The 25,382-nt window shown below is 70.0% G+C and carries 22 protein-coding genes; 7 read left to right on the plus strand and 15 right to left on the minus strand.

The genetic code is table 11. The annotated features are described in order from the left end of the window. The 4 genes from D7X32_RS29585 to D7X32_RS29600 form a co-directional block, all read right to left on the minus strand. Positions 1 to 509 (minus strand): MlaE family ABC transporter permease (locus D7X32_RS29585; RefSeq protein ID WP_147450315.1); only part of this gene is annotated, 509 nt, incomplete at its 3' end. Continuing rightward, positions 506 to 1,285, minus strand: coding sequence for an MlaE family ABC transporter permease (locus D7X32_RS29590; protein WP_244239252.1), 780 nt, complete (start codon positions 1,283 to 1,285; stop codon positions 506 to 508). The genes D7X32_RS29590 and D7X32_RS29585, both read right to left, overlap by 4 nt. 19 nt (positions 1,286 to 1,304) lie before the next feature. Continuing rightward, positions 1,305 to 2,003 carry an ABC transporter ATP-binding protein gene (locus D7X32_RS29595; RefSeq protein ID WP_120605917.1) on the minus strand — a complete coding sequence of 233 codons (699 nt, stop codon included), beginning with the start codon at positions 2,001 to 2,003 and terminating at the stop codon, positions 1,305 to 1,307. Beyond that, positions 2,003 to 3,865, minus strand: coding sequence for a putative metal-binding motif-containing protein (locus tag D7X32_RS29600; RefSeq protein WP_147450316.1), 1,863 nt, complete (start codon positions 3,863 to 3,865; stop codon positions 2,003 to 2,005). Before D7X32_RS29600 ends, D7X32_RS29595 begins: the two co-directional genes overlap by 1 nt. A gap of 206 nt (positions 3,866 to 4,071) precedes the next feature. Between D7X32_RS29600 and D7X32_RS29605 the strand changes: the two genes are divergently transcribed. The 3 genes from D7X32_RS29605 to D7X32_RS29615 are packed head-to-tail and all read left to right on the plus strand — an operon-like array spanning position 4,072 to position 9,772. Next, positions 4,072 to 5,472 (plus strand): TolC family protein, encoded by a 1,401-nt coding sequence (locus D7X32_RS29605; RefSeq protein WP_120605919.1) that lies wholly within the window; start codon positions 4,072 to 4,074, stop codon positions 5,470 to 5,472. Positions 5,473 to 5,477: 5 nt separating this feature from the next. Beyond that, positions 5,478 to 6,659: an efflux RND transporter periplasmic adaptor subunit gene (locus D7X32_RS29610; protein ID WP_171448238.1), complete on the plus strand. Its 1,182-nt coding sequence runs from the start codon at positions 5,478 to 5,480 to the stop codon at positions 6,657 to 6,659. Then, positions 6,656 to 9,772, plus strand: coding sequence for an efflux RND transporter permease subunit (locus tag D7X32_RS29615; protein WP_120605921.1), 3,117 nt, complete (start codon positions 6,656 to 6,658; stop codon positions 9,770 to 9,772). The genes D7X32_RS29610 and D7X32_RS29615 overlap by 4 nt, the downstream gene beginning before the upstream one ends. A gap of 21 nt (positions 9,773 to 9,793) precedes the next feature. Here D7X32_RS29615 and D7X32_RS29620 read toward each other — a convergent pair whose 3' ends face one another. Both D7X32_RS29620 and D7X32_RS29625 read right to left on the minus strand, forming a co-directional pair. After that, positions 9,794 to 10,789 (minus strand): multiheme c-type cytochrome, encoded by a 996-nt coding sequence (locus D7X32_RS29620; protein WP_120605922.1) that lies wholly within the window; start codon positions 10,787 to 10,789, stop codon positions 9,794 to 9,796. A 3-nt stretch (positions 10,790 to 10,792) separates the two neighbouring features. Beyond that, positions 10,793 to 11,707: a hypothetical protein gene (locus D7X32_RS29625; protein WP_147450317.1), complete on the minus strand. Its 915-nt coding sequence runs from the start codon at positions 11,705 to 11,707 to the stop codon at positions 10,793 to 10,795. Between the two features lie 192 nt (positions 11,708 to 11,899). On the opposite strand from D7X32_RS29625, the gene D7X32_RS29630 reads away from it, so the two are divergent. Further along, positions 11,900 to 12,358 (plus strand): DUF2267 domain-containing protein, encoded by a 459-nt coding sequence (locus D7X32_RS29630; RefSeq protein WP_120605924.1) that lies wholly within the window; start codon positions 11,900 to 11,902, stop codon positions 12,356 to 12,358. Between the two features lie 6 nt (positions 12,359 to 12,364). On the opposite strand, the gene D7X32_RS29635 is transcribed toward D7X32_RS29630, so the two are convergent. Both D7X32_RS29635 and D7X32_RS29640 read right to left on the minus strand, forming a co-directional pair. Beyond that, positions 12,365 to 13,186, minus strand: coding sequence for an SDR family NAD(P)-dependent oxidoreductase (locus tag D7X32_RS29635; protein WP_208752575.1), 822 nt, complete (start codon positions 13,184 to 13,186; stop codon positions 12,365 to 12,367). Then, a complete protein-coding gene (locus tag D7X32_RS29640) occupies positions 13,179 to 14,726 on the minus strand; it encodes a flavin-containing monooxygenase (protein ID WP_120605925.1) in 1,548 nt (515 codons plus the stop codon). The genes D7X32_RS29635 and D7X32_RS29640 overlap by 8 nt, the downstream gene beginning before the upstream one ends. Positions 14,727 to 14,865: 139 nt before the next feature. Between D7X32_RS29640 and D7X32_RS29645 the strand changes: the two genes are divergently transcribed. Beyond that, positions 14,866 to 15,462, plus strand: coding sequence for a TetR/AcrR family transcriptional regulator (locus D7X32_RS29645; protein ID WP_120605926.1), 597 nt, complete (start codon positions 14,866 to 14,868; stop codon positions 15,460 to 15,462). A 7-nt stretch (positions 15,463 to 15,469) separates the two neighbouring features. On the opposite strand, the gene D7X32_RS29650 is transcribed toward D7X32_RS29645, so the two are convergent. Further along, positions 15,470 to 15,874: a GFA family protein gene (locus tag D7X32_RS29650; protein WP_120605927.1), complete on the minus strand. Its 405-nt coding sequence runs from the start codon at positions 15,872 to 15,874 to the stop codon at positions 15,470 to 15,472. 63 nt (positions 15,875 to 15,937) lie between these two features. Next, on the minus strand, positions 15,938 to 17,065 hold the full coding sequence (locus D7X32_RS29655; RefSeq protein WP_171448246.1) for a serine hydrolase domain-containing protein: 1,128 nt from the start codon (positions 17,063 to 17,065) through the stop codon (positions 15,938 to 15,940). Positions 17,066 to 17,210: 145 nt separating this feature from the next. On the opposite strand from D7X32_RS29655, the gene D7X32_RS29660 reads away from it, so the two are divergent. Then, positions 17,211 to 18,080, plus strand: a complete 870-nt coding sequence (locus D7X32_RS29660; protein WP_120605928.1) for an alpha/beta hydrolase family protein — start codon at positions 17,211 to 17,213, stop codon at positions 18,078 to 18,080. A 15-nt stretch (positions 18,081 to 18,095) separates the two neighbouring features. Here D7X32_RS29660 and D7X32_RS29665 read toward each other — a convergent pair whose 3' ends face one another. Beyond that, positions 18,096 to 18,617, minus strand: coding sequence for a hypothetical protein (locus D7X32_RS29665; protein ID WP_120605929.1), 522 nt, complete (start codon positions 18,615 to 18,617; stop codon positions 18,096 to 18,098). Positions 18,618 to 18,736: 119 nt separating this feature from the next. Between D7X32_RS29665 and D7X32_RS29670 the strand changes: the two genes are divergently transcribed. After that, the gene (locus tag D7X32_RS29670; RefSeq protein WP_120605930.1) at positions 18,737 to 20,164 is read left to right on the plus strand and encodes a hypothetical protein; all 1,428 of its coding nucleotides are present in this window, start codon (positions 18,737 to 18,739) and stop codon (positions 20,162 to 20,164) included. A 66-nt stretch (positions 20,165 to 20,230) separates the two neighbouring features. Here the strand turns inward: D7X32_RS29670 and D7X32_RS29675 are convergent, their stop codons facing one another. The 4 genes from D7X32_RS29675 to nhaA form a co-directional block, all read right to left on the minus strand. Next, positions 20,231 to 21,733 carry a hypothetical protein gene (locus D7X32_RS29675; RefSeq protein WP_120605931.1) on the minus strand — a complete coding sequence of 501 codons (1,503 nt, stop codon included), beginning with the start codon at positions 21,731 to 21,733 and terminating at the stop codon, positions 20,231 to 20,233. Then, positions 21,733 to 22,191 carry a hypothetical protein gene (locus D7X32_RS29680; RefSeq protein ID WP_147450318.1) on the minus strand — a complete coding sequence of 153 codons (459 nt, stop codon included), beginning with the start codon at positions 22,189 to 22,191 and terminating at the stop codon, positions 21,733 to 21,735. The genes D7X32_RS29675 and D7X32_RS29680 overlap by 1 nt, the downstream gene beginning before the upstream one ends. 184 nt (positions 22,192 to 22,375) lie before the next feature. After that, entirely contained in the window at positions 22,376 to 24,061 is a 1,686-nt protein-coding gene (locus D7X32_RS29685; RefSeq protein ID WP_120605933.1) for an ABC1 kinase family protein, read from the minus strand. Next, positions 24,058 to 25,382: Na+/H+ antiporter NhaA (gene nhaA, locus D7X32_RS29690; protein ID WP_244239253.1), on the minus strand; the 1,325-nt coding region annotated here is incomplete at its 5' end. The genes D7X32_RS29685 and nhaA, both read right to left, overlap by 4 nt.

Consider the following 25,382-nt stretch of genomic DNA (forward strand, 5'->3'; position numbering starts at 1 on the left):
TCGATGTCCAACGCCACGCTCGCCACCAACACCGCGGACGCCGTCGCCGCCACCGTCCCCAGCACGCTCAGGAGCGGCACCCCCACCAGCCCCGCCACCACACGGGGCGCCACGAGGTCCGCGTACGGATCCCCCGCCGACATCTCCAGCGCCTCCACCTGCTCGTTCACGCTCATCGTGGCCAGCTCCGCGGAGTGACTGGCCCCGGCCCGTGACGCCGTGAGCAGCGCGGACACCGCTGGCCCCAGTTCGCGCACCAGCATCTCGAAGTAGGCCGGGCCCAGCACCGCCACGTTGCCGATCAGCTTCTTCGCCTGCGCGTTGGCGATCATCACCAGCACCGCCCCGAAGAAGGCCATGCCCGACGTCACCAGCCACACGCTGCGCCCGCCCAGCTCGTGCACCTGCGCCAGGGTCTCCCTCCAGGGGATGCCCTCCCGCATGCCCGCCCGCACCGTGCGGGCCAGCATCACCCCCGGCGCCCCGAAGAAGGTCAGCACGCGCTTCATGCGAGCACCTTCGACAGCAGCGTCGTGAGCAGGAAGTCCAACAGGAAGATGGCCGCGCAGCCCAGCACCACCGCGCTCGCCGCGGCCTCTCCCACGGCGCGGGCTCCTCCCTTCGCCCTCAGGCCCACCGCCGTGGACACCAGCGAGATGGCCAGTCCGAACGCCCCCGTCTTCACCACGCCCCCCAGGATGTCGGACGGGCTCAGCATCTGCGCGAACGTCCCGAAGAACACCCGCACCGGCAGGTCCAACGTGAGCTTCGCCGCCACCGCCTCGCAGAGGATGGCCACCAGGAACGTGAACGTGCTCAGCGCCAGCATGCTCACCTCCATCGCCACCACGCGGGGTGCCACCAGCAGCGCGAACGGATCCAGGCCAATGCCTCTCAGGCCTTCAATCTGTCCGCCCACCTTCAGCGTGGCCAGCTCCGCCGCGTTCCTCGCGCCGATCCGCGCCGACATGATCAGCCCCAGGAGCAGGGGACCGAACTCCCACAGCACGCCGTAACCCGCCGCCCAGCCCAGGAACGCCCGGGCTCCGAAGCGCTGGATGTAGAGCGCCGCCTGCACCACCACGATGACGCCCGCCAGCGCCGCCGTCGCCAACGCCAGCGGCAACGACCCGTAGCCGAACTGCACCAGGCCCCGTGCAAGCTCGCGCCGCTCCAGCCTGCGCAGGCCCCAGGCCGTGCGGCCCGCGACCAGAGCCAGTGCACCCACGCCGCCCACCGCCCGCATCGCCGAGCGTCCCAGCCAGGCCAGGGCGGTGGTGCTCACGGATACTGGCACTGCGGAGTCATGCGAGGGCCTCGTCCGGCGCGCGCTCGAGCTCCGGCGCCGGGGCCCCATCGTGCACCAGTCGGCCGCCTTGCAGATACAACCAGCGGGGCAGGGGGAGGTCCACGGGCGCTTCCGGTGCCGCCACCAGCAGCGTTCCCTTGCCGGCGACCTCCAGGAGCACCCTCGCCACCTGCCGCGCCGTGCCCGGGTCCAGGCCGGCGAACGGATCATCCGCCAGCAGCACCGCGGGCCTTGCCGCGATTGCCCTTGCGAGCCCCGCGCGCTTCTTCATGCCTCCGGACAGGCGTTCCGGCAGGGTGTCCGCCGCGTCCGCCAGGCCCACCGAGCGCAGCACCGCGTCCGTGCGCTCGCGGGCCTCCGCCTCCGGCACGCGGCGGCGCAACAGCGGCTGCATCACGTTCTGCCTCACCGTCAGCGAGTCGAAGAGCGCGTCCGTCTGGAACACGAAGCCGAACGACGCCTGCTGCGCGCGCCGCTCCGGCGCCGAGAGCCTGGCGACGTCCTGGCCATCCCACGTCACCCGGCCAGAGGAGGGGCGCAGCAGCCCCGCGAGGGACTTGAGCAGCGTCGTCTTGCCCGAACCTGAACGCCCCAGCACGAGGGCCTGCGTGCCGGGCGGGACGTGGCAGTCCGTGGGCTCCAGCACGGTCCGGGCGCCGTAGCGCAGGGTCAGGGCTTCGGCGCGGAGGTCCATCAACGGGGCCAGCGGAAGAACTGGTACGTCCCCTCAAGGCCCGCGGCGCCAATCTTGGTGGGGGATGCTCCATCAATCGCGCGCAGCGTCTTTGGGCTGGAGGCCACAGGTTCCCAACGCACCCCATTGAAGAACTGGACGTTTCCCGCGACGGTCGTCGCGTAGATGGCGTTCTGCCCGAAAGCCTTCACTCCGGTGGCGTTCACATCCAGCGGAAGGGAATCGCGCTGGCTCCACTTGCCGTGGTTGCGCTCGAGAAAGACCCCCTTGTCTCCCACCGCATAGGCGTAATTCGGATTCACCACGCTCACGCCGGTGAGGTAGCCGGCCGGCAGGGAAGAGGGCAGCGTCTCCGGGAGCCACGCCTCATTCGCGGGGTTGTAGCGCAGGACGGTGAACTGAGCCGGGCCCGGGGTGTCTCGGGCCCCAACGGCCAGCAGCGTGTCCGGGCCCGTGGTTCCACTCACCGCGCGCAGGTTGATGCCCGTCTGGGCGATACGGACCGGTGCGGCTGGGGGGGTCCATTTGAAGATGTTGCCATTGCTCGCCACGGCGTAGAGCGTCGGCGAGCCGCCATCCGTGGAGTCGAAGCCCACGATGCCGTTGAGCGGTGCATCGCTGTCGGGCTTGGTCGTGGCGGGCGTGCAATTGGACTGTGTTGGCGTCTTGCTCGCCAGACTTCCGTCATCGCCAGCCAGAAACACCTGCCCTGACTTGCTGACCCAGGCCGCCTGATACTGGCCGGAGCAGTTGGATTGGTCCATGCCCCCATCGCTCTGGACCTTCAGCACGTTGCCTTGGAGGTCGGTTCCGCCAATGCCAGCGAGCCACGCGATGTCTTGTCCTACCGCGATGGCATTCCAGCGGGCCTGGAGCCCGCTGCCCACCGACCCCCGCCAGGTCAGGTCACATGCGGCCACGCCTTCATCCACACCCCCACTGCAGTTGTTGTCCAGCCGGTCGCAGACCTCGGGCAGATCCTTGTTCACGTACACCGAGCTCTCGTCGCAGTCGGAGGACTCCGCGACCGTTCCCGCGGGCTGGGCACCGCACGTCACGCCTCCGTCCGCGCCGGCCTTTCCGTCCAGGTCCTCATCGACGTAGTAGGCCTTGGGCGTGACGGTGCTGTTGCATGCGACGCCTCCATTGGCGCAGACATTCGCTCCCGGGCATAGGAAGGCGTTGAGGCAGTTGCCGCCCACGTCAAACGATTCGTCGATCTGGTCGTTGCAGTTGTCGTCCTTCCCGTCGCACTGGAACTCGGTTGCCCCGGGATTCACGAGCGGGTCCCGATCGTTGCAGTCACCGGTCCGTGACGCGGTCAACGCGGGCCCCTCGCACGCCGTGATCAACGCGGGCAATTGGCGATTGCCGTACCCGTCGTTGTCGTCGTCCGGATACCAGGGCGTCGGACCGCCCAGCCGTTCATCTCTGTCGTTGCAGTCCGTGCCGCCCGCGGCCGGGCTCACGAAGCCGTCGCCGTCCCCATCCACGGCGCTCAGGGACAGATCCACCGGCGTGACGCCGTCCTTCTCAAGGCTCGCGGGGGTCTCCGCGGTCGCCACCTGGGCGCCTTCGCACGACACCTCCCGTGCCGTGGCCAGGAGCTTCACGTCGTTGCTCCAGCCCGCCTGCCGGAACACCGCCACGGACAGCGTCCCCGGCGCAGGATCCGGCTTCACGTTCACGTTCGTCGTGACGTGCCGGGACACCTCCGTCTGATCCGTGACTGTCAGCGTCACGCACCCCGGCCGAAATCCTTCGTAATGAATCTGGACCTTCAGAGCGCCGGTCTTGAGGTCGTCCCCCTTGGAACACCCCGCGAGGGCACCAGCGAGCACGGCGAGCAGGAATAAACGCATGGGACACGCATTCTGGGGCGCATCCCACACCCGGAGTGGGACGGCGCCACCGTCGGCAGTTCAACCCGAGAAGCTTCTTCCCCGACCCTTAGTCCTCTCCGCGAGGCATCGTCCAGACACGCACCGCTCATCAACCCCGGATGACGGCTTCCGTGTATAGGGGCCGCTGACCTTTCAACACTGGCCCGTCCCACCGCACGACCTCTATGTCCACCGTTCGCCGTGCCTTCCTCGCCGCGCCCCTGGGTGCCTGCCTGTGCGCGCTGGCCCCGGACGCGCTCGCCCAGACGCCTCCGGCCGCGTCTCCGGCATCCGCCGCCGAGTCCCCCGCCAGCGCCTTCCCCAAGCCTCCGCAGCCGGACTCCGGCGCCGCTCCGCTGACCCTGGAGCGCGCCGTGGAGCTCGCCTCGCAGCAGAACGAAGCCGTGCTCGCCGCGGGACAGACCGCCGAGGCCGCCCAGGCCCGCGTCGCCCGCGCCCGCGCCTTCTTCCTGCCCACCCTCGCGGCCACCGGCACCTACACGCGCCGCCTGCGTGAGTCCACGCGCGAGGTGGGCGGACAGACCGTCGTGCTCCAGAAGTACAACGCCCTGGGCGCTGTCTTCTCCGGCCGGCTCACCCTCTTCGACGCGCGCGGCTTCCCCCTCTACAAGGCCGCGAAGCTGGAGAGCGAGGCCTCCAAGCTGGACGCCGTGGAGACGCGCCGCCAGGTGGCCTTCAGCGCCGCCAACGCCTTCCTCGTCACCCTGGCCAACCAGCAGGTGTACCAGGCCGCCGAGCAGCGCCTGGCCTACGCGAAGCAGAGCCTGACGGACGCGCAGGCTCGCGCCAACGCCGGGCTCGCCAGTACCAACGACGTCACCCGCGCGGAGCTGGAGGTGGCCACCGCACAGGCCAACCTCGCCTCCGCCCTGGGCACCGCGGAGACGAGCCGCCTGGAGCTGGGCTACCTGCTCGTGGAGCCGGTGCCGGGAGCGCTCGCACCGCCGGAGCCGCTGCTCGCGGACGCCGTGCGGCCCGCGCCGCCCCTGGAGCTGCTCACGCAGGGCGCCACGGACCGGCGGCCAGACATCCTCTCCGCGCGCCTGCGCGTGCGCTCGCTGCGCGAGAGCGCGAAGGAGCCCCTGGCGCGCCTGTTGCCGTCCCTGGGCGCGAGCGCCCAGTACCGCCTCACCAACGAGGCCGGCCTCAACGGCAACGTGGGCGATGGTTTCCTCGCCGTGGATCTCACCTGGACGCTCTTCGATGGCGGCGTCCGCTACGCCGAACGCGACGAGCGCGTGGCCAACGCCAACGCCGCGGAGTTGAACACCCAGGCCGCCACCCGCCGCGTGCCGGTGGACATCGAGCAGGCGCGGGTGAATCTGGAGACGGCCCGGGCCGCGCTCGCGCAGAGCGAGCAGGCGGCGAAGGCGGCGCGCAAGAACGCCGCGGAAACAGGCATCCTCTACCGCCAGGGGCTGTCCACCGCCCTCACCCTGGCGGACGCGTCGCTCAGCCTCTTCGAGGCCGAGGTCGCGCTGGCGCAGAACCGCTATGGCCTGGGCGTGGCACTGCTGGGCCTGAGAGCCGCTGTCGGACTGAATCCACTGGGGAAGGAACCGTGAAGGCAATGCAACGCACTGGAGTGCTGGCCCTGTCGCTGGCCGTGCTGTCCCTGGCCCCTGGCTGCAAGAAGGAAGCGCCCGCGCAGGGCGGCAAGGGCGCGGGCCGGGGTCCCATCCAGTTCCCCGTGGAGGTCGCGCCCGTGGCGGCGCGCGACGTGGAGTACTCGGTCAGCGCCGTGGGCGCGGTGGAGGCCTTCGAAAGCGTGCAGATCACCGCGCGCGTCCCGGGCGCCCTGGAGCGCGTGACCTTCTCGGAAGGGCAGACGGTGAAGAAGGGCGACACGCTCGCGGAGATCGAACCCGCGCGCTACGCCATCGCCGTGCGCTCCGCGGAGGCCGCGCTGCAGAAGGCCCAGGCCGCGCTGGTGGAGGCGAAGGCCGGCTCCCAGCGCCGCGCGGAGGTCAACGCCCAGAGCCCGGGCCTGCTGCCCGCCGAACAGCTGGAGACGTACCAGGCCCGCGCCGCCACCGCCCAGGCGGACGTGGCCGCCGCGAGGGCGCTGTTGGATCAGGCGCAGCTCAACCAGCGCGATGCCTTCGTGCGCGCCCCCATGGACGGCGTCCTCCAGACGCGCACCGTGCAGACGGGCCAGTACGTGCAGCCGGGCGTGGTGCTGGCCACGCTGCTGCGCCGCGAACCGCTGCTCCTGCGCTTCAACGTGCCCGCGGCGGATGTGACGCGCATCACCCCGGGGATGCCCGCGCGCTTCACGGTGCGCTCGGACGGGGGGACGTACGCGGCGAAGATCACCTACGTGGCCGCGAGCGCGGACGCGCAGAGCCGCATGGTGGCCGTGACCGCGGAGGTGACGGGCGAGGACGCGCGCAAGCTGCGGCCGGGCGCCTTCGCCACGGTGAGCGTGCCGGTGGAGTCGCGCGGGGGCAGCCCGGTGATTCCGCAGACGGCCATCCGCCCCAGCGAGCGCGGCTTCCTGGCGTTCGTGGTGACGGACAACAAGGCGCGCGAGCGCATCCTGGAGTTGGGCCTGCGCACGCCGGACGGGCAGGTGGAGGTGAAGGAAGGCCTCAAGCCCGGCGAGACGCTGGTGGTGCGCGGCGCGGAGGCCCTGCGCGACGGCGTGGCGGTGCGCGTGGATCAGGCGCGCCCGAAGCCGAAGGTGGAGGGTGAGCAGCCCACGACCGAGGCCCGCGGCGGCGCGACCCCGGCCACGGAGGCCCGGCCATGAGCATCACCGACGTCTGCATCAAGAAGCCGGTGTTCGCCTGGATGATCATGGCGGCGACCATCATCTTCGGACTGGTGGCGGCCCAGCGAATCGGCATCAGCCAGTTTCCGGACGTGGACTTCCCCACCATCAACATCTCCGTGTCGTGGGAAGGCGCCAACCCGGAGGCGGTGGAGTCGGACGTCGTCGAGTTCATCGAAGAGGCCGTGACGCAGGTGGAGGGCGTGAAGAGCATCACGTCCTCCGCGCGCCAGGGCAGCGCGAACATCACGGTGGAGCTGGACCTGTCGCGCAACGTGGACCTGGCGCTCCAGGACGTGCAGACCAAGGTGAGCCAGGCCCAGCGCCGGCTGCCGCTGGACATCGACCCGCCGGTCGTCTCCAAGTCCAACCCGGAGGACCAGCCCATCATGTGGCTGGGCGTGTCCGGGCCCTTCTCCCAGCAGGTGGTGAGCGACTTCGCCCGCTACCGCGTGAAGGAGCGTTTGCAGACGGTGCCCGGCGTGGGCGAGGTGCAGCTGGGCGGCCTGCTGGAGCGCAACGTGCGCATCTGGGTGGACGCGCAGAAGCTGGACGCGCACGCGCTCACCGTCACGGACGTCATCGCCGCGCTCCAGCGCGAGCACGTGGAGCTGCCCGCCGGCCGCATCGAGACGCAAGGCCGCGAGGTCAACGTGCGCTTCATGGGCGAGGCGCTGGACCTGGAGACGCTGGCGAACGTGGCGGTGCGCGAGGAGGGGGGCCGCACGGTGTACCTGCACGACGTGGCCATCGTGGAGGACGGCTTCGAGGACGAGCGCCGCCTGGCGCGCGTGAACGGCGAGCCCGCGCAGGCGCTGGGCATCAAGAAGCAGCGCGGCGCGAACGCGGTGGCCGTGGCCCAGGAGGTGCGCAAGGTGCTGGCGGAGCTCCAGAAGGAGCTGCCGCAGGGCATGAGCGCGAGCATCAACTTCGACTCGACGCAGTTCATCGAGGAGAGCGTGCACGAGATTGAGTTCGAGCTGCTGCTCGCGTGCATCCTCACCGCGTTCGTGTGCTGGGTGTTCCTGGGGTCGCTGTCGAGCACGCTCAACGTGGTGCTCGCCATTCCCATGTCGCTGTTGGGAACGGTGGCCGTCATCTACTTCCTGGGCTTCACGCTCAACACGTTCACGTTGTTGGGCCTGGCGCTGGCGGTAGGCATCGTGGTGGACGACGCCATCATGGTGCTGGAGAACATCTTCCGGCACGCGGAGGAGGGGAAGGACCGGGTGCGCGCCGCGCGCGAGGGCACCGCGGAGATCACCTTCGCGGCCCTGGCGGCGACGCTGGCGGTGGTGGCCATCTTCCTGCCCGTCGTCTTCATGAAGGGCATCATCGGCCGGTTCTTCCTCCAGTTCGGCGTCACGCTGTGCGTGGCGGTGCTGCTGTCCTACGTGGAGGCGATTACCCTGGCGCCCGCGCGCTGCGCGCAGCTGCTCAAGACGTCGCGTGAGCACCGCAGCCGGGTGGGCGTGGTGGTGGACAAGGCCTTCACCCGGCTGGAGGCGCTGTACGCGCGGGCGCTGGGCTGGGGGCTGGTGCGGCCCTGGCGCGTGCTGCTGGTCGCGGTGGCCATGCTCATCCTGAGCGCGTTCGCGTTCAAGGCGCTGCCGGGTGAGTTCGTGCCGTCGCAGGACCAGGGCCGCATGTCCGTGCGCCTCCAGACGGCGGTGGGCAGCAGCCTGGAGGAGACCAACCGGCTCTTCAAGCGCGCGGAGGACTTCGTCTCCAGCCGTCCGGAGGTGACGCGCGTCTTCGTGGTGGTGGGCGGCGGCGGCGGCGGGTCCTCCGTCAACGCGGGCAACATGAACCTGACGCTGGTGCCGACGGATCAGCGCATGTCGCAGGCGGAGTTCGCGCAGGTGCTGCGCAAGGAGCTGAACAGCTACCCGGGCCTGCGCGCGGTGGTGCAGGACCTGTCGCAGGCGGGCTTCACCGCGCAGCGCGGCTTCCCGGTGGAGTTCAGCGTGCGCGGGTCGGACTGGGACAAGCTGGTGGAGGCGAGCCAGTCCCTGCGCGAGCAGCTCCAGTCATCCGGCAAGGTGGTGGACCTGGACACGGACTACCAGCTGGGCCAGCCGGAGCTGCGCATCACCCCGGACCGCGCTCGCGCGGCGGACGTGGGCGTGCCCATCCAGGCGGTGGCGTCCACGGTGAACGCGCTGGTGGGCGGCGTGCGCGTGGGCAAGTACAGCAGCGGCGGGCGGCGCATCGACGTGCGCATGCGGCTGTTGGCGAGCCAGCGCTCGCGGCCGGAGGACCTGTCGCTGCTCAAGGTCCGCACGGCGAACAACTCACTGGTGCCGCTGTCGTCGCTGGTGACGCAGGAGGAGCTGCCCGCCCTCCAGGCCATCACCCGGCGCGACCGTGAGCGCGCCATCAGCCTCTTCGCCAACGTGGCGCCGGGGTCGAACCAGGAGGAGGCGCTGGCCACGGTGGAGTCGCTGGGGAAGGATTTGCCCGGTGGCATCCGCGTGGTGGCGGGCGGCGCGAGCGTGGCGTTCCGCGACTCGATGAGCAGCCTCATCTTCGCGCTCTTCCTGGGCATCGCCGTCGCGTACATGGTGCTGGGCGCGCAGTTCAATTCGTTCCTGCACCCGGTGACGGTGCTGACGATCCTGCCCCTGTCGGTCGCGGGCGCGTCGTTCGCGCTGCTCGTCACGGGGAACACGCTGAACATCTTCAGCATGATCGGCCTGCTGCTCTTGATGGGCATCGTGAAGAAGAACTCCATCATCCTGGTGGACTACGCGCTCCAGCAGCGCGAGCAGGGCGCGGACGCGATGCAGGCGATGTTGCGTGCGGGCCCCGTGCGTCTGCGGCCCATCCTGATGACGTCCACCGCGACGATGATGTCCGCGGTGCCGGCGGCGCTGGCGCTGGGCGCGGGCAGCGAGACGCGCGCCCCCATGTCCATCGCGGTGCTGGGGGGCCTCTCCGTGTCCACGGTGCTGAGCCTGCTCGTGGTGCCCGCGTTCTACGTCGTCGCGGACCGCCTCAAGACGCGGCTGGGCAACCGGCTGCGCAGGGGCAAGGGCGGGGATGACGCGGCCGTCGTCCACGAGGAGCCCCGGCCGGTGCCGCACGGGTAGTCCTGACGCCTCCTGTCCCGGTCACAACGGCCCGGACAGGAGGACCGCGCGGGTCTCCGCGTCCGGCAACTGTGATTCGATCCGGGGCTCCGCGTAGAGCAGCTCCAGCGTCCAGTGCGCTGGGGCTGTCGTCCCCTTGGACCACTCGAAGCACTCGGTGCGCTCGGCGTTCGCGGGAATGCGGGTGTCCGTCTCTTTCAGTGCGCCGCCCGCGGTCGCGATGATGCGGCGGGACATCAGCCGCTGACGCACGGGCCGCTCGCAGGCGGCGTCCTCGCAGAGCCGCAGCCGGAGCCTCCGGAAGAGGTCTCCCGTGGGCACGGCGTGCCCGACGCTCCGCGAGCGCACCACCGCACAGACTTTCGATGGGCCCTGGCGCTGCCATTCGAGCTTCAGCGCGCCGCGCACGAAGTCGAGGTCGTGGCCTCCTGGGAAGGCATGGACGCCTTCGGGCATGTGGCAGGACTGACAGGTCTGGCCATTGCGCGCGGCGGTGGACGCACGCCACTCCGTGAGCGTCTCCTGCATGAGCGGGGCGGAGGCCTGGCGGCCCAGGTCCGGGAAGGGGAACTCATGGCAGCCGCCGCAGAAGTCCGGCGTGCCCAGCGCGGGCTCGCGGCGGATGGGGTGGGCCTCCAGCGCGGCCTCCGACGGAGCGCGGCGGGTGAGGAGGGTGCCTTCGCGCAGGTGGCAGACCGCGCAGTTGACGCCTTCCGGGAGCAGCGCGGGCTTCGTTGCCTCGCCCTGGAAGTGTTGCGCGCGTTGTTCGGCGAGGGGGGCGTGGCAGTTCACGCACCCGGGTGCATTGCTTTCAGCGAAGGAGGCCGTGAAGAGGGTGTTGGAAAAGGCCTGTGCGTGGCGTGAGCCCGACCACTGCTGGTACTCGCGCTCGTGGCAGGGCTGGCACTCCCGGGCGGAGAGGGTGGGGCCCTGGCCCCCGGTCACCACCGGAGCGCGTCCGCGCGTGAAGAGCGGGGCGCTCGCGAGCACGAGGAGCGCCAGCGGGAGCGGACGCATGGCTCAGCGCGCGGGGGCGCTCACCGTGGGGGCGGGGCCCAGCTTGTCCGCGAGGTCCACCGGGGCCATGAGGATGCGGGGCGTGTCGAACAGGCGCATGTCGCCGTGGCGGACGAAGACGAGCGGCACGAGCACCTTGCCCGAGGGCGACAGCAGCGCGCGATCAAAGCCCGCGGTCCAGACCCAGGACATCCCGGGATCCGCCTCGTCGGGGCCCAGCTTGAGGTCCCCCACCGCCACCGAGCGCTTGCCCGACACGAGGCGCAGCTGGACCTTCGCGCGCCCGCGCACCGTCGGCATGGCCTCCGAGTCAGGGGCGTCGGGGCTGTCCTTCACCATGACGTCCTCTTCCACGACGACGGCGTCGGCCTCGAACTTCGTCCCGGCCCACGGGCCGTGGGGCAGGGGGAAGGTGGAGGTGAGCCGGTACTCCGTGTCCTTGCCCTTCTTCTGGGGCCCGGCGCGAAGGGACAGGTCCGCCGCCAGCGTGGCGCCCGTGGCCGTGAGGTCGATGCCCTTCTCCGCCAGGGCCGCCTTCGCCTTGGCGAGCCGCTCGCGAGCGGTCTCCGGCGGCGTGCACTTCTTCGCGTCCTGGATGCGCCACCCGCCGACCTGCTTGCCACCCTCGTAGAGCACGAAGGACAGGCCCCCCACGAACTTCTCTCCCTTGTGGTCCACATAGCCCTTGCAGGCGGGAGGCGGCGCCGAGTCGCCGAACCACCTCTCGGTCAGGTCATAGACGCGCAGCGCGAACCGCTTCTCGTCCGCGGACCACCCGAGGATCTGCACCTCCTGGGTGTTGGCCTTCTCATCCGCGAGGTTCGGCACCTTCTCTTCGGCCCTGGCGGCCTCCGGTGCGAGGGCGAGCAACACGGTGGCGAGCAGCGCGCCTGTCTTTGAACAGGGAAGTCCGGTCATGAGGGATTGGATGGTAACGCGGAGGAGCCCTGGAACGCAGCGGGTCACCCGGCCCGGCTGAGGGACTGTCGCGGCGGTGGCCTGACCGCCCGCGCGCCCCTGCCTGCGTTGGACGATGCAGGCGCCCTGGCACGTGCGCAGCGTCTTCGGGACACGGCCCCGTCAGGGCCCTGAACCTTCGGAGACGCTGCCATGGCCTCGCCTGTTCCTCCTGATACCCATAACGTGCCCGTCAAGGAGCGCGACGAGTCGCTCGAACTCCAGCCGTTCCTGGATGAAATCCAGGGCGACGCGGTCATGCACAGCCAGGGCCTGGAAGCCCGGGAGGCCACCAGCGCGGTGTTCTGCTCGCTCGCCCGGCGGCTGTCGGATGGCGAGGACGTGAAGCTCTACCGCGCGCTGACCGGCGGTATCGGCGACATCCTGGGGGCCTGCTCGGTGCACCGGGGGCCCTCGCGCGCCAAGCGCATCGGGCGCGATGAGTTCATCACCGACGTGGCCGACCACCTGAAGATCAAGCCCGACCAGGCCTTCCGGGTCGTCACCGCCGTGTTCACCGCCGTGCGCGATCGCATCCCCGAACAGGAGGTCGCCGCCGTGGCGTCGCAGCTGCCCGCCGACCTGGGCGACCTCTTCCGCAGACCGGTCTGACAGGTTTCACGCCCGGAGGCGCGGGCCGAGCAGCTTCCAGTACGTCACGGGAAAGAGCCGGGCGAGCATCGCCAGCGCCACGGCGTCCTTGCCAACGAGGATGCGCTGCTCGCGGTTCTCGACCCCTCGCACGATGATGTCGCCCGCGGCCTCGGCCGGAAGCCTCAGCATCTTCTGGAACGACTTGCGGCGGCGGGTGACCTCCTCGGCCGTCGCGCCGGTGGGGACCCGGGCGCTCGCGGCGATGGACGTCGCGACGCCGCCCGGGTGCACCACGGTGACGCCCACGGACGTACCCTCCAGCTCGTGCCGCAGCCCTTCGGAGAAGCCACGGACGGCGAACTTGCTCGCCGCGTAGGCCACCTGTCCCGGCGGGGCCACCAGGCCGAAGACGCTGGAGAGGTTCACCAGCCGCGCGTCATCGCTGGCGCGCAAGAGGGGCAGGAAGGCGCGGCTCAGGCGCACCACGCCCCAGAAGTTGATGCCGAACAGCCACTCGAAGTCCTCGCCGCTCACCTGTTCGAAGCTGCCGCCGAGCGCGACGCCCGCGTTGTTGAAGAGCAGGTCGACCCCGGGATGATCCGCCGTCACCCGCGCTGGGAAGGCCTCCACCGCCTCCTTGTCGGACACGTCGAGCCGGTGCCGGCTGATGCGCACCTCTGGCGCGCGGGCCAGGTCCGCCGTCTCCGCCAGCCCCGCTTCGTTCACATCCGCCAGCGCGAGATGACAACCCTTGCGTGCCAATGAGACCGCGATGGCGCGGCCGATGCCGCTCGCCGCGCCCGTGACGACCGCCGTCCTGCCCTGAAGCCGCATGCGCTCAGCCACGAGCCACCTCCGCGCTGGAACCGGTATTCACCTCGGGAAGAAGCGCCTGTTGCGACGCGGTGCTTCCGGGCCGCAGGAACTCCATGGCGTCGTCGTCCACCCGGCCGTAGCGCATCAGCAGCAGGTCCCGCACGTAGTTCTGGTACAGGCGCCATGGAGCGCGCGTGCCCTGGCGGGGCAGGGAGTCCAGGGCGCGCTGCACGTACCCGGAGCTGAAGTCGAGCACGGGCTCCGGTGTCATGCCCGGACCGCGCACACGGGGCACGCATTGCGTGTAGCCGTGCTGCTTCATGTGGTTGAGCAGGCGGCAGGAGTACTCCGCCACCAGATCGCACTTCAGCGTCCACGACGCGTTGGTGTACCCGAAGGCCGCGACGAGGTTGGGGATGTCGCTGAACATCATCCCCTTGTACGCCAGGGTCTGCGCCAGCTGGACGGGTGCGCCGTCCACGACCAGCGTCATGCCGCTCAGGATCTTCACGTTCAGCCCCGTGGCGGTGACGACGAGGTCCGCGTCCAGGTGCGCCCCCGAGCGCAGTCGCAGGCCCGTCCCGGTGAAGGACTCGATGTGGTCCGTCACCACGGAGGCGTGTCCCTCGCGGATGGCGCGGAAGAGGTCACCGTCGGGCGCGACGCACAGCCGTTCGTCCCACGGGTTGTAGCGGGGCGCGAAGTGCGTATCGACGTCGAACGCCTTGCCGAGCGCCTTCCGCACGCCCAGGCGCAGCAGCCACTTCATGAAGCCCGGCCGGCTGCGCGCGAGGTTGTAGAGGAACATTCCGCGCAGCACGTTCTTCCAGCGCGCGACCGCGTACGCCACACGCTTGGGCAGGACGTGTCCCAGCGCCTTGGCGACGCTGTCCTGGGCCGGCTGCTCCGCGATGTACGTGGGCGAGCGCTGCAGCATGGTGACGTGCGCGGCGCGTCCCGCCATCGCGGGGACCAGCGTCACTGCCGTCGCACCACTGCCGATGACGACCACGCGCTTGCCGGCGTAGTCCAGGTCCTCGGGCCAGTGCTGCGGGTGCACGATGCGGCCCTGGAAGTGTTCCGTGCCGGGCCACGTGGGCGTGTAGCCGCTCGCGTAGTCGTAGTAGCCGGTGCAGGTGTAGAGGAAGCCGCACGTCAGGCGGACCGGGACGCGCTCGGGCCCCACCTCCGCGTCCACGGTCCAGCGCGCGTGCTCGGAGGACCACTCGGCTCGCGTCACCCGGTGGTGGTAGCGGATCCGCTGGTCGATGCCGTACTCCGCCGCGGTCTCCTCGATGTACGTCTTGATGGACGGCCCATCCGCGATGGCCTTTCCGCCATGCCACGGCCGGAACCGGTACCCGAGCGTGTACATGTCCGAGTCCGAGCGAACGCCGGGATAGCGGAACAGATCCCACGTGCCGCCCATGGCCCCGCGTCCTTCCAGGATGGCGTAGCTCAGGGTGGGGCAGCGCGTCTGCAGGTGGTACGCGGCGCCAATGCCAGACAGGCCCGCGCCGATGATCAGCACGTCCACGTGCGAGGGCGGTCCGGCAGGAGACGGGATCATGCGGGGACTCCTCGGTCGAGGTCGCCCGGAGGCCAGCGGAGCCCGGGCGTGTGGTACAGGAAGGTACCCAGTCTATGAGTCTGTTGAAGAGAGGTAGCAGCGCCATCTGGTACGGTCAAGTACCAGCCCGAGGAGCCGCATGACGTCCCCGTCCGATCAGGCAGGCGAAGCGCCCCGGGAGCGGCTCGTCGCGGGCCTGGCGCAGGCCATCATCGAAGGGGGCTACGCCCGGCTGACCATCGCGGACATCGTGCGGCACGCGCGCGTGTCGAAGCGCACGTTCTACGAGCACTTCGAGGACAAGGACGCGTGCCTGCTGGCGCTCTACGCCGCGCAGAGCGCCCGGCTGCTGGAGGAGATCCAGGCGGCCATCCAGCACGCGCCTCCCGGGGAGATGCGGGCCAGCATCGGCGCGGCGGTCTACCTCGCCAGCCTCCAGAGCCGGCCGGGGCTCGTGCGGACGCTCCTCGTGGAGATCCTGCACGTCGGTCCGAAGGGCTTCGAGCTGCGCCGCCAGGTCATGCGCAGCTTCGCGGAGCTGATGCGGCGGGAGTTCGAGGCGGCGGGCACCGGAGGCGAGCTGTCGCCCGCCCTCGCCATGGCGCTCGTCGGAGGCATCAACGAGCTCATCCTGGAGGCCGTGGAGGAGGACCGCGTGGACCGGCTCTCGGAGCTGGCGGGCCCCGTCGCGGCGTTCGTGAGGGGCCTGCTGGAGGCACGGGCCCCGGAGAAGTGAACGGCGCTCAGTCCATGTGCTCCATGGGGATGCCCCGGGGCACGGCCCAGGAGTGGCTCCGCTCTTCGTAGACGGAGAAGACCGGCGCTGGAAACGCCGGGTCCGCGAAGGCTCCGACGGTGATGGCGATGACGTCCGGGTCGTGCGCGAACTCGTAGTAGACCGTCGACCCGCACTCCGGACAGAAGTGGAAGTGGGCGGAGTTGCCGCTCTCATCGCCCTTGCGGGTGAATGTCTTGGAGCGGCCCTCGATGGCGGTGATGGCTTCACGCCGGAAGCGGGCCTGCACGCCGTACACGCTGCCGGTGCGCTGCTGGCACGCGAAGCAGTGGCACATGGAGACCCGGATGGGTTCACCCGTGACCTCCACGCGAAGCTGACCACAGACGCACGATGCTCGACGCTGGGACATGGGATGCCTCCTGGAAGGGGAGGGCAGTATGTCACCAGCGCCGGGCCTTCCACTCGGCGGCGCTCAGTTGCCGAGCGCCGTTTCAATCAGCGGCTTCAGGTCGTTCTCCAGGTCCACGGAGAACGCCACCACGCCGCCCGAGACGTCGCCGCCCCCGAGCTGCATGCCCAGGATGGCGTAGTAGTTCGCGTGCCGGTCCAACCACGGCGTAAAGCCGAACGCGCCCGGCGTGCTGATGCTGTCGCAGCCCGTGGCCGGCGTCGTGCACTCCAGCCACGCGGTGAGCCCGTAGCGGTACGGATAGCCCAGCTCGCCGTAGGGCGAGTTGCCCACCACCACGGACGGGTAGGGCTCACGCGTCTGCAGCGCGAAGAGGGCCAGCGTGCCCTTCTCCAGCCCCGCGTAGCGGCCCCGGTGGTAAACGAGCGCCAGCAGCTTCGCGTACTCGTTCATCGACGCGCGCAGCCCTCCCGCGACGAGCGGGTTGGTGGTGCCCAGCTGCTGCGTCGGCGCGGTGTAGTAGGTCACCCCGGACGGCAGGCCCAGCGGCGTCGCCAGCGTCTGCGTGAAGAGGGTGTTCCACGTCTTGTTCGTGACGACCTCCGCCATGCGCGCCGCCACCTGGAGGTGCGTGCTGCCGTAGTCGAAGCGCGTGCCCGGCGGCGCCTTCATGGGCACGGTCGCGATTTGAGCGACGCACTCCGCCAGCGTGATGCCCACGCGCGTCGTGCAGGGGTTCGACGGCTCCATGCCCGACGTGAAGGACAGCAGGTGGCGCAGCGTGATGTTCGCCTTGTCGCCCGTCCAGCCCAGGACCTGGCCGGTGGTGGAGTCCAGCGACAGCAGGCCCTGGCGGATGACGTCGAAGATGACGGTGCCGGAGACCATCTTCGACGACGACGCGATGGCCACGCGCGTGTCCGGCGTGAAGTCACCCACCATCTGCTCATACACCTTGCGGTCCTGGGAGTCGTAGACGGCGATGCCCATGCTCGTCACGCCCGCCGCCGCGGCCCGTGACGTCACCATCGCGCCCACCGCGTTCCACGCCGCGCCCGCGTCCGGCGCAAGCGCCTGGGACGTGACGGACGGCGTCGCCTCCGCATCGGGAACCGGACCGCCGGCACCACCACAAGCCCACAACAGGAGACTCAACCCCGCACCGCTGACTGCCCTGGTCACCGCGTTCATGAACACCTCCGCCCCCTTCAACCCGGAGTGTTCGAAATGGTTGCGAGGCGGTTGCATCTGCCGGCGCACCGTCAGGCGCGGTCTTGCCCGGCATGAACCTACATGCTAGCCGATAGGTTTTCATGCGCAGCAGCTCATGAGGGCCATGGCACGCACGACTCCGCACCGCATCCCCTGCGCCGATGGCTTCGAGTTGCATTCCACGCTGCACACCCCCGAGGGGGCCGCCCGGGGCGTGGTGCTGGTGCATCCCGCCGCCGCCATGCTCGAACAAATGTACTTCGCGTTCGCCGCACGCCTGACGGGCGCGGGCTTCGCGGTGGTGACCTACAACTACCGGGGCGTGCAGCCCCCTGGCACCGCGAAGCGAACGCGGGCCGGGTTCATCACCTGGGCCGACCAGGACGTGGTCGCGGTGACCCACTGGGGGGCGGCGCGCTACCCGGGGCTGCCGGTGCTGGCCGTGGGTCACTGCTTCGGCGGCCACGCCATCGGGCTGAGCGCGAGCAGCCAGGGCCTTACCGCCGCGGTGATGGTGGCGTCCCAGGCCGGGAGCCTGCGGTTCATCCGGCCCTGGCGGGAGCGCTTGCTGGTCGCGCTGTACCTGAAGGTCATCGGGCCGCTCTGCGCGCGGCTCCTGGGCTACATGCCCTACCAGAGGCTGGGGCTCGGCGAGGACCTGCCCGCCCAGGCGATGCTGGAGTGGAGCCGCTGGACGTCGCTGCCCCGCTTCTTCTTCGACGACCCCCGCATGGACGCCGCGGCCCGCTTCCGCCGGCTCCACATTCCGGTGCTGGCCATTGGCCTGGACGACGACCCCTGGGCACCTCCCGAATCCATCGACCTCGTCTGCCAGCACCTCACCGGCTGTGCCGTGGAGCGCCGGCAGTTCTCCCCCGCGGACAGCGCCGGACAAGGCATCTCCCACCTGGGCTTCTTCCGCGAGCGCCATGCCGCCACGCTCTGGCCCACGGTGATTGACTGGCTGCGCCGCCACGCCCCGGAGCGCGGCTGAGGGCCTACGACTGGCTCAGCGTTCGCGAAAGGCCCCGTCCGCGATGGAGCGCGCCTTCTCGTTCGCGTCCTTCGCCTTCGTGTTCACCTCACTGTCCACCCTCGGGAAGCCCTTGAGCCCCTTCACGACCAGGTGTTCACCCAGCTTCTTGCCCGGTCCAGACTGTTCCTTGTTCAGGGCGAAGCAGGTCACGCGCTGAATGACCGCGAAGGGCTTTCCCTCCTTCATCCGCCATTCCAGCTTCGAGCCGAAGCGGGTCACCGGGCACTTCACCATCGGCCGTAGTTCAACGACGAAGCTGGGATCGCTCTTCGAGGTGATCCTCCGGTGGATGTCGTAGGCGCTGTAGTCCTCCGTCAGCTCGTAGTCGCCACCGGGCCCCGGACACCGCAGAGGGACATCCCCGCCTTCGGATTCGTCCGCTTCGGCGGGGCGTGGGCACTTCTCCACGTCCGTGTATTCGGAGGTGATCGCCGCCGTGGAGTCCGGGGTCGCGTGCATCAGACAGAGGGTGGGAATCAGGAGGGCCTTGAGCATTCGCGCCAGCGTAGCGCTTCCACGAGCACGTCGGCGCCCGGGATGCCCCGGCCAGAAGAAGGCGCTAGCCTTGCGCCACGACAATCAGGCCGTGACACGGCGGCTGACAGGAGCACCCCATGGCCTTCCTCGATGGAGCCGCGTACTACGTCACGAGCGACGTGGACTTCTACTCGGACCCCTTCTTGAAGAAGGTGAAGTTCAGGAAGCAGGCGGGCTCCACGACGGCCTTCACCGTCGTCGACATCACCAAGAGGTCCGTGAAGGTCAAGTCGTCGAAGTCCGGGAACACTTTTTTCGTCGACCCGGCGGACGACGACTGCTTCCAACCGGCGATGACGATGTTCCCGACGATCAACCTGCCCTCGAAGGTCGAGAACCTCGGGCAGAAGGAGAAGCGGAAGGTCAAGGCGCTCCCGCTCACCAAGACCGGCAAGATCAAGCGCGACAACTTCGAGTCCATCCCCACGCCCACGTTCCGGCCCTTCGACTACAAGCCGGACTCCAAGACGACAGGCGCTGTCCGCGAGCCGCAGATCGAGCACCGGGTCCTGCGAGGCGACGTCCACGACTTCGAGCTCATCTCGACCCACACCGGCAAGAAGATTCAGTTGTCGGGCACGTACTGCACCTACTGCCACCGCTGGTTCGAGACCTACACACTCGACAGCGACCACATCGTCACCGCGGAGGAGATTGGCCAGTGGTTGCAGGCGATGGAGAAGCTCCTGGACGCGAACGAGGCTTTCTACAAGGCGGCGCTCACCGAGTCGCTCACGGCGCAGAGCCGGAGCTTCAAGGACTTCTTCTTCAAGACCAAGAAGGGGAGTTGGAAGGGGAGCGCGCAGGGCATGCTCCAGCTCTTCAACAACGTCGACAACCTCGTGCTGAGTTGCAAGATCTGCAATCAGATGTCGAAGAACCGGACGACCGGCCGGCAGATGCTGTCGTCGAGCATCACCTTCGGCAAGGACTTCGAAGAGGACCATCCCATGGGGCTCGAGGGGACGCTGGCTACCCTCGATGGCGGAGGCTTCGCGACGAAGGTGGATGCGTTCAATCAAACGCCTCGCAACCGGAAGTCCATCGATCTGCACGGGGCTGTCTTCCGGGGGAGCATGAAGCGTGAGAACCGCGTCAACGAGATGCTGGTGCTCTCGGTGAAGGGCGACTCACTCGCGGAAGGGAAGGAGCGGAAGGAGAAGGCCCTCACGCGCGTCCTGGACACCATGGACGACGAGTTCGCGAGCGACGAGGAGGACTCGGACCTGGAGGACCTGCTGGCGTCGAACATGAAGGAGACCCTGCAGGAGCACTCGCTGGGTCGCCAGCGGAGCATGCGGGACCTGATCGACGGCAACCGGGCGAAGCAAAAGCAGTTGAAGAAGCGGGCGTCCGAGCTCGAATTGAAGAACACGCAGATCGCTGAGCAGAAGCGCAAGCTCAAGCGGAAGCGCGACGAACTGGACACCAAGGACGATGAGATCGACCGGCTCGAGAACCAGATCACGTTGCTCAAGAGGCGGATCGCGAAGCTCAAGTCCTAGCAGGCCCGAGCCGGAGCCCCTTCCACCGGTCCGTGTCGCGCACGGACCGGCGGGGGCATGCGACGGCTAGTAGCGGAAGCCCACCTGGAGCGACAGGCCGGGGTACTGGTCCACCGCGCCACCGGCGACGTAGGGGTCGCCCGGCTCCGGGTTGAACTTGAAGAAGTAGCGGCGCAGGTCCGCCTTCAGCCGCACGTCCAGGATGCGGTTGAGCCGGTACGCCAGCGTCGCGCTGCCCGTGACGGCGCCCGCGGACATGCGCGGGAACCACGCGTCCGAGGACAGCTCGCCGGAGTCCAGCGGGTGCTGGTAGCCGAGCCGGAAGTTGAAGTCGAACTTCTCCGACAGCGCCGCCCGCAGGCCCAGCGTGAGGCCCGCCGTCTTGTACTCCACGTTGGGCAGGTCCAACGGCCGCTCGCCGTCCACCGCGTCGATGCGGAACGTGTTCATCCCGTACGCGCCCGTCACCTCGAAGCCGTAGCGCTGCGCCGCGCCGAAGGGCATCACGTAGCGCAGGCCCGCGGTCCACTCGCGCGCCGTGGTGGGGTAGGAGACCGCCCCCGTGGAGCCCGTGGACTTCAGGCCGAAGGACTGATCAATCGAACCCGTGATGCCCAGCCGCGCCAGTGCTCCCTGCTGGAAGGGCGCGAGCGGATACACGGTCACGTCGCCCGCGAACTGGGGCGCGCCCGGCAGCGCGAAGCCGCCCACGTCCGTGCCCAGCGTGTACGGCCGCAGCACGCCGAACACGTCGTCCTTGTAGCGCAGCGACCGGCCGAACAGCTTCAGGCCCAGCGCGCCCTCCACGAGGGGCCCACGGCCCGGCTCCGGCTGAGGGGAGACGGCGTCGTCCGGCTTCGCGGGGGCCTTGTCCTCCTTGGGCGCGACCACCACCGGCTTGCGGATGGGCTCCGGGTCGGGCGTCTTCGTGGGAGGCGGCGTCTCCGCGATGGGCGTCGCGGGCTTCACCGCCGGCTCCGGCTCCACCGGCGTGACGGGCTGCGGGGGCGCCACCGGGGCGGGCTCCGGCGCGCGGGACTTCTGCAGGCCGCGCTCCAGCGCCGTCCACTGGCGCTTCACCGCCAAGGGCACCAGCTTCACCGTGGCGGGCTTCGCGGCGGCCGGAGCGGCCAGCGGCTTGCCGTCCTTGCCGTTGCGCACGGTGATCTTCACCTGCTGCTTCTTGCCCACGGTGGCCGAGTCCGCCACCAGCACCGCGCTCAGGCCCAGCTCGCGCGCCACGGCGGCGGCGCCCGCGGGCGTCGTGGGGTCCTGCCCCAGGCGCGAGGCGGCGGAGCGCACCGCGGACTCCGGGACGACTTCGTAGCGGGCCGGACGGCGGGCCAGCTCCGCCTCCAGCACGTCGCGCGCGGCGTCCGCGTGCGGACCGGAGGCGAGCACCGCCACGCGGCGCGCCTCCGTCACCTTCGCGGCCTTGGACTTCTTCGTCTTCGTCGCGGACTGCGTCGTCTTCGCGGGCGCCTTCTTCGGCGCGGCGTATGCGGCGGGGACGAGCAGGAGGGCCGCGCCCAGCAGGGCCGCGGCGGAGACATGACGGGTGCGCGTCATCACGGGCTCGGCTTTCCGGCGACGAGCCAATTGGTGAGGCACGCGGTGTCCGCCGCGTTCAGCGCCGTGCCGCCCAGCGGCATCTGCGAACCGCAGCCCGGCGACGCCGTGAGCTTCTTCAGGAAGAAGGACTGGGACGGGTTGGCGCTGTCCGCCAGCGGCGCCGAGTTGCACGCCGCGTTGGTGGTGTAGAGCCGCCCGGGGAGGCCGGACGCCTGCAGGTCGAAGCCCCCGCCCGCCGAACCCTTGGCATCCGTGGAGTGACACGACAGGCACTGCGCCTGGATGATGCTGGAGGCGGTGGTGCCCGGCGCGCAGGAGCTGGTGCCCCCGGTGAAGCGCTCGGGTTCATCAAGCCCGCCTGCACAGCCGGCGGTGGTGGCGAGGAGCGCGGCCGCGAACAGCGTGGCCAGCGGGGCGCGGTACGGACGACGGGCGGCGGTTGGGTTCGCGGACAAGTCGAGCACGGGGGCAAGAGGGGGGAACGACAAGCCCCGCAGACTACCCGGCCCGCGCACGACTGTGCACCCCTCAACGGATCCGTTCGCGCTCGCGTGACACGCGCTCCCTCCGCCCGCCTGCCCCCCGCCGGGTGGGCCGGTGTCACACCCGCCTCTCCCCGAGCGTCCCTGAGGTCCCCGGCTACCTGCGCTTCTTGAGGAAGCGGGTGACGCTGACCTTCCCGAACCGGCCGCCGAACAGGTACCAGGTGAGCACCGCGCCGAAGAGGGCCGCCGCCAGCGCGATGCCGATGATGCCCAGCAGCGGCACGTTCCCGTACATGGGCGGCCGGGGCGCGAAGGCGATGAACGCGCCCACGATGAAGCCGCACGCGCACAGGCCCAGGAAGGCGATGACGGCCACGCTGCGCAGGTTCTCGTTGAGCTTGTCGAACTGCTCCGCGCGCACCGTGACGCTGAACTTGCCCGTCTCCAGGTCCAACAAGATCTGCGACAGCTGCGTGGGCAGGTCCTGCGCCATGGACTGGAAGCGCAGCAACGTGCGCATCAGGCCGCCCTGGAGCTGGCTGGGATCATACCGGCCCGCCATCAGCTCCTTCGCGTACGGCAGCGCGACCTCGATGATGTTCAGCTCCGGGTACAGCCCGCGCAGCATGCCTTCCGTGGAGATGGAGGCGCGCGACAGGAGCGCGTACTCCTTGGGGATTCGGATGCGGTACTTCACCGCCAGGTCCAGGAGGTCGCGCAGGAGCGTGCGCGCGTCCACCTGGCCCAGCGTGGTGGGCAGGTGCTGGCCCAGGATGGACTCGATGTCGTTGCGGAAGCCCATCAGGTTGGCGCGCGCGTCCGGCACTCCCACGCGGTAGAGGATGCGCGCCACGGAGTCGCTGTCCTTGAGCGCCACCGCCAGGCACAGCATCACCAGCGTCTCCTGCATGGGGCGGGTGAGCCGGCCCACCACGCCGAAGTCCAGCAGCGCCAGCCGGTTGCCCTCCAGGAGCAGCACGTTGCCGGGGTGGGGATCGCCGTGGAAGAGCCCGTCGTCGAAGAGCTGGCGGAAGCTGGCCTCCAGGATGTGCTGGGCCACCTGCTTGCGGTCCGGCTCCGCCAGGGCGGCGGGGTTGATCTTCTCCCCGCGGATGAACTCCATGGTGAGCACGGTGCGGCTGGAGAGCGCCGCGTACACGCGCGGAATCTTGAGGTACGCGCGGTCCTTGTGGTTCTCCAGGAACGCCCGGATGTTGGTGGCCTCGTTGATGAAGTCCAGCTCCTCGTGGATGGCCCGGTCGAACTCGTCCACGATGCCGGAGGGCGTGTAGATGCCCGTCTCCTCCACCACGGCTTCCAGCAGGCGCGCCAGCGAGCGCAGCACGCCCAGGTCCGCGTCGATGCTCTGGGCGATGCCGGGGCGCTGCACCTTGATGACGACCTCCTCGCCGTCCAGCGTCACCGCGCGGTGCACCTGCGCGATGGACGCGGCGGCGAGCGGCTCCGGATCCACCTGGGCGAACAGCTCGTGCACGTCCTTGCCCAGCGCTTCGCGGATCTGCGCGTGGACCTGCTCCAGCGGGATGGCCTCCACGTTGTCCTGGAGCGTGGCCAGCTCCTCCACGAACTCCGCGGGCAGCAGGTCCGCGCGGGTGGAGAGCACTTGGCCCAGCTTGATGAACGTGGGGCCCAGCTCCGAAAGGAAGAGGCGGAAGCGGCGCGCGGTGGACGCGCGGCGGGCCTCCTCGGAGAGCTCCACCTTCTCCTTGCGGCCGCCGATCAGGCGCCAGACGCCCGCGCGCTCGGTCACCTCGCCGAAGCCGTGGCGCGCGGCGATGAGGGAGATCTGCCGGATGCGGTTGAGGTCCTGGAGGTTCATGGCGAAGCCTGTGCGGCAGCCTGGGGTGGAGGGGCCACGTAGCGCAAGAGGACGTAGCCCACGACCGCGGAGATGAGCGAGCCCGTCAGGATGCCCAGCTTGGCCTCCGCCAGCAGGGACGGCTGTCCGGCGAAGGCCAGTCCTCCCACGAAGAGCGCCACCGTGAAGCCGATGCCGGCCACCACGGACACGCCGTGCAGCTGGGCCAGGCTTGCGCCCGCGGGCAGCGGGGACACGCCCGCCTTCACCGCCGCCCAGGTGAACAGGAAGATGCCCACCTGCTTGCCCACGAAGAGGCCCACGATGATGCCCAGGGGCAGGGGCTTGAGCAGATCCGCGGGCGACATGCCGGACACGTCCACGCCGGAGTTGGCCAGCGCGAACAGGGGCACGATGCCGTACGCCACGTACCCGTGCCACAGGTGCACGAAGCGGTTGAGCGGCGGCTCGATGTCCTCCAGCGCCTCTTCGATGTGCAGGAGCTGCGCGCCCCGCGCGGTCTCGTCGTCCGGCCGGGACACCAGGCCGTTGACGTACGCCGCCAGCTCCTCCAGCACCTCGCGCCCCGGGCGGCTGGGCAGCGCGGGGATGCAGAGCCCCAGCACCACGCCGGACAGCGTCGCGTGGATGCCGCCGTGGTGCATGGCGTACCAGAGCGCCGCGCCCACGACGGCGTAGAGGAGGCCGTTGCGCACGTAGAAGCGGTTGAACCCCCAGAGCACCGCGACCAGGCCCGCGCCCACCGCGAGCCACTCCACGTGCAGGCCCGTGCCGTAGAAGAGCGCGATGACGAGGATGCCGCCGATGTCGTCGAAGATGGCGAGCGCGGTGAGGAACACCACCAGCCCATGGCCCACGCGCGCCTTCACCAGCGTGAGGCAGCCGATGGCGAACGCGATGTCGGTGGCCATGGGGATGGCCCAGCCGCCCTGCGCGGGCGTGCCGTGGGTGAAGGCGAGGTAGAGCGCGGCGGGCACCAGCATGCCGCCCAGCGCGGCGATGAGCGGCAGCAGCGCGCGGGAGAAGGTGCGCAGCTCGCCCGCGGACAGCTCGCGCTTGATCTCCATGCCCACGAGGAAGAAGAAGAGCGTCATCAGCCCGTCGTTGATGAGCTCGCGGAAGGTGAAGTGCCCACCGTGGCCGACGACCTCCAGGTGGAGGGGCGCGTCGAAGACGGCGGCGTAGGTGGCACTCCAGGGGGAGTTGGCCCACGCGAGCGCGGCCACCGCGCAGAGCGCCAGGAGGATGCCGCTGCTGGCCTCCAGCCGGAAGAACGCCTGCACGGGGGCGATCGCGACCTTGAACAGGGCGGGGACGGGAG

Source organism: Corallococcus carmarthensis, from assembly GCF_003611695.1.
Lineage (GTDB): Bacteria > Myxococcota > Myxococcia > Myxococcales > Myxococcaceae > Corallococcus > Corallococcus carmarthensis.

What these genes read in the sequence shown, in the direction of transcription:
- D7X32_RS29675 (WP_120605931.1), bottom strand. Translation starts at nt 21,733, where the DNA reads ATGACGCGCACCCGTCATGTCTCCGCCGCGGCCCTGCTGGGCGCGGCC.
- D7X32_RS29625 (WP_147450317.1), bottom strand. Translation starts at nt 11,707, where the DNA reads ATGACCGGACTTCCCTGTTCAAAGACAGGCGCGCTGCTCGCCACCGTG.
- D7X32_RS29600 (WP_147450316.1), bottom strand. Translation starts at nt 3,865, where the DNA reads ATGCGTTTATTCCTGCTCGCCGTGCTCGCTGGTGCCCTCGCGGGGTGT.
- D7X32_RS29655 (WP_171448246.1), bottom strand. Translation starts at nt 17,065, where the DNA reads ATGAACGCGGTGACCAGGGCAGTCAGCGGTGCGGGGTTGAGTCTCCTG.
- D7X32_RS29645 (WP_120605926.1), top strand. Translation starts at nt 14,866, where the DNA reads ATGACGTCCCCGTCCGATCAGGCAGGCGAAGCGCCCCGGGAGCGGCTC.
- D7X32_RS29660 (WP_120605928.1), top strand. Translation starts at nt 17,211, where the DNA reads ATGGCACGCACGACTCCGCACCGCATCCCCTGCGCCGATGGCTTCGAG.
- D7X32_RS29670 (WP_120605930.1), top strand. Translation starts at nt 18,737, where the DNA reads ATGGCCTTCCTCGATGGAGCCGCGTACTACGTCACGAGCGACGTGGAC.
- D7X32_RS29610 (WP_171448238.1), top strand. Translation starts at nt 5,478, where the DNA reads ATGCAACGCACTGGAGTGCTGGCCCTGTCGCTGGCCGTGCTGTCCCTG.
- D7X32_RS29620 (WP_120605922.1), bottom strand. Translation starts at nt 10,789, where the DNA reads ATGCGTCCGCTCCCGCTGGCGCTCCTCGTGCTCGCGAGCGCCCCGCTC.
- D7X32_RS29665 (WP_120605929.1), bottom strand. Translation starts at nt 18,617, where the DNA reads ATGCTCAAGGCCCTCCTGATTCCCACCCTCTGTCTGATGCACGCGACC.
- D7X32_RS29615 (WP_120605921.1), top strand. Translation starts at nt 6,656, where the DNA reads ATGAGCATCACCGACGTCTGCATCAAGAAGCCGGTGTTCGCCTGGATG.
- D7X32_RS29685 (WP_120605933.1), bottom strand. Translation starts at nt 24,061, where the DNA reads ATGAACCTCCAGGACCTCAACCGCATCCGGCAGATCTCCCTCATCGCC.
- D7X32_RS29605 (WP_120605919.1), top strand. Translation starts at nt 4,072, where the DNA reads ATGTCCACCGTTCGCCGTGCCTTCCTCGCCGCGCCCCTGGGTGCCTGC.
- D7X32_RS29595 (WP_120605917.1), bottom strand. Translation starts at nt 2,003, where the DNA reads ATGGACCTCCGCGCCGAAGCCCTGACCCTGCGCTACGGCGCCCGGACC.
- D7X32_RS29630 (WP_120605924.1), top strand. Translation starts at nt 11,900, where the DNA reads ATGGCCTCGCCTGTTCCTCCTGATACCCATAACGTGCCCGTCAAGGAG.
- D7X32_RS29650 (WP_120605927.1), bottom strand. Translation starts at nt 15,874, where the DNA reads ATGTCCCAGCGTCGAGCATCGTGCGTCTGTGGTCAGCTTCGCGTGGAG.
- D7X32_RS29640 (WP_120605925.1), bottom strand. Translation starts at nt 14,726, where the DNA reads ATGATCCCGTCTCCTGCCGGACCGCCCTCGCACGTGGACGTGCTGATC.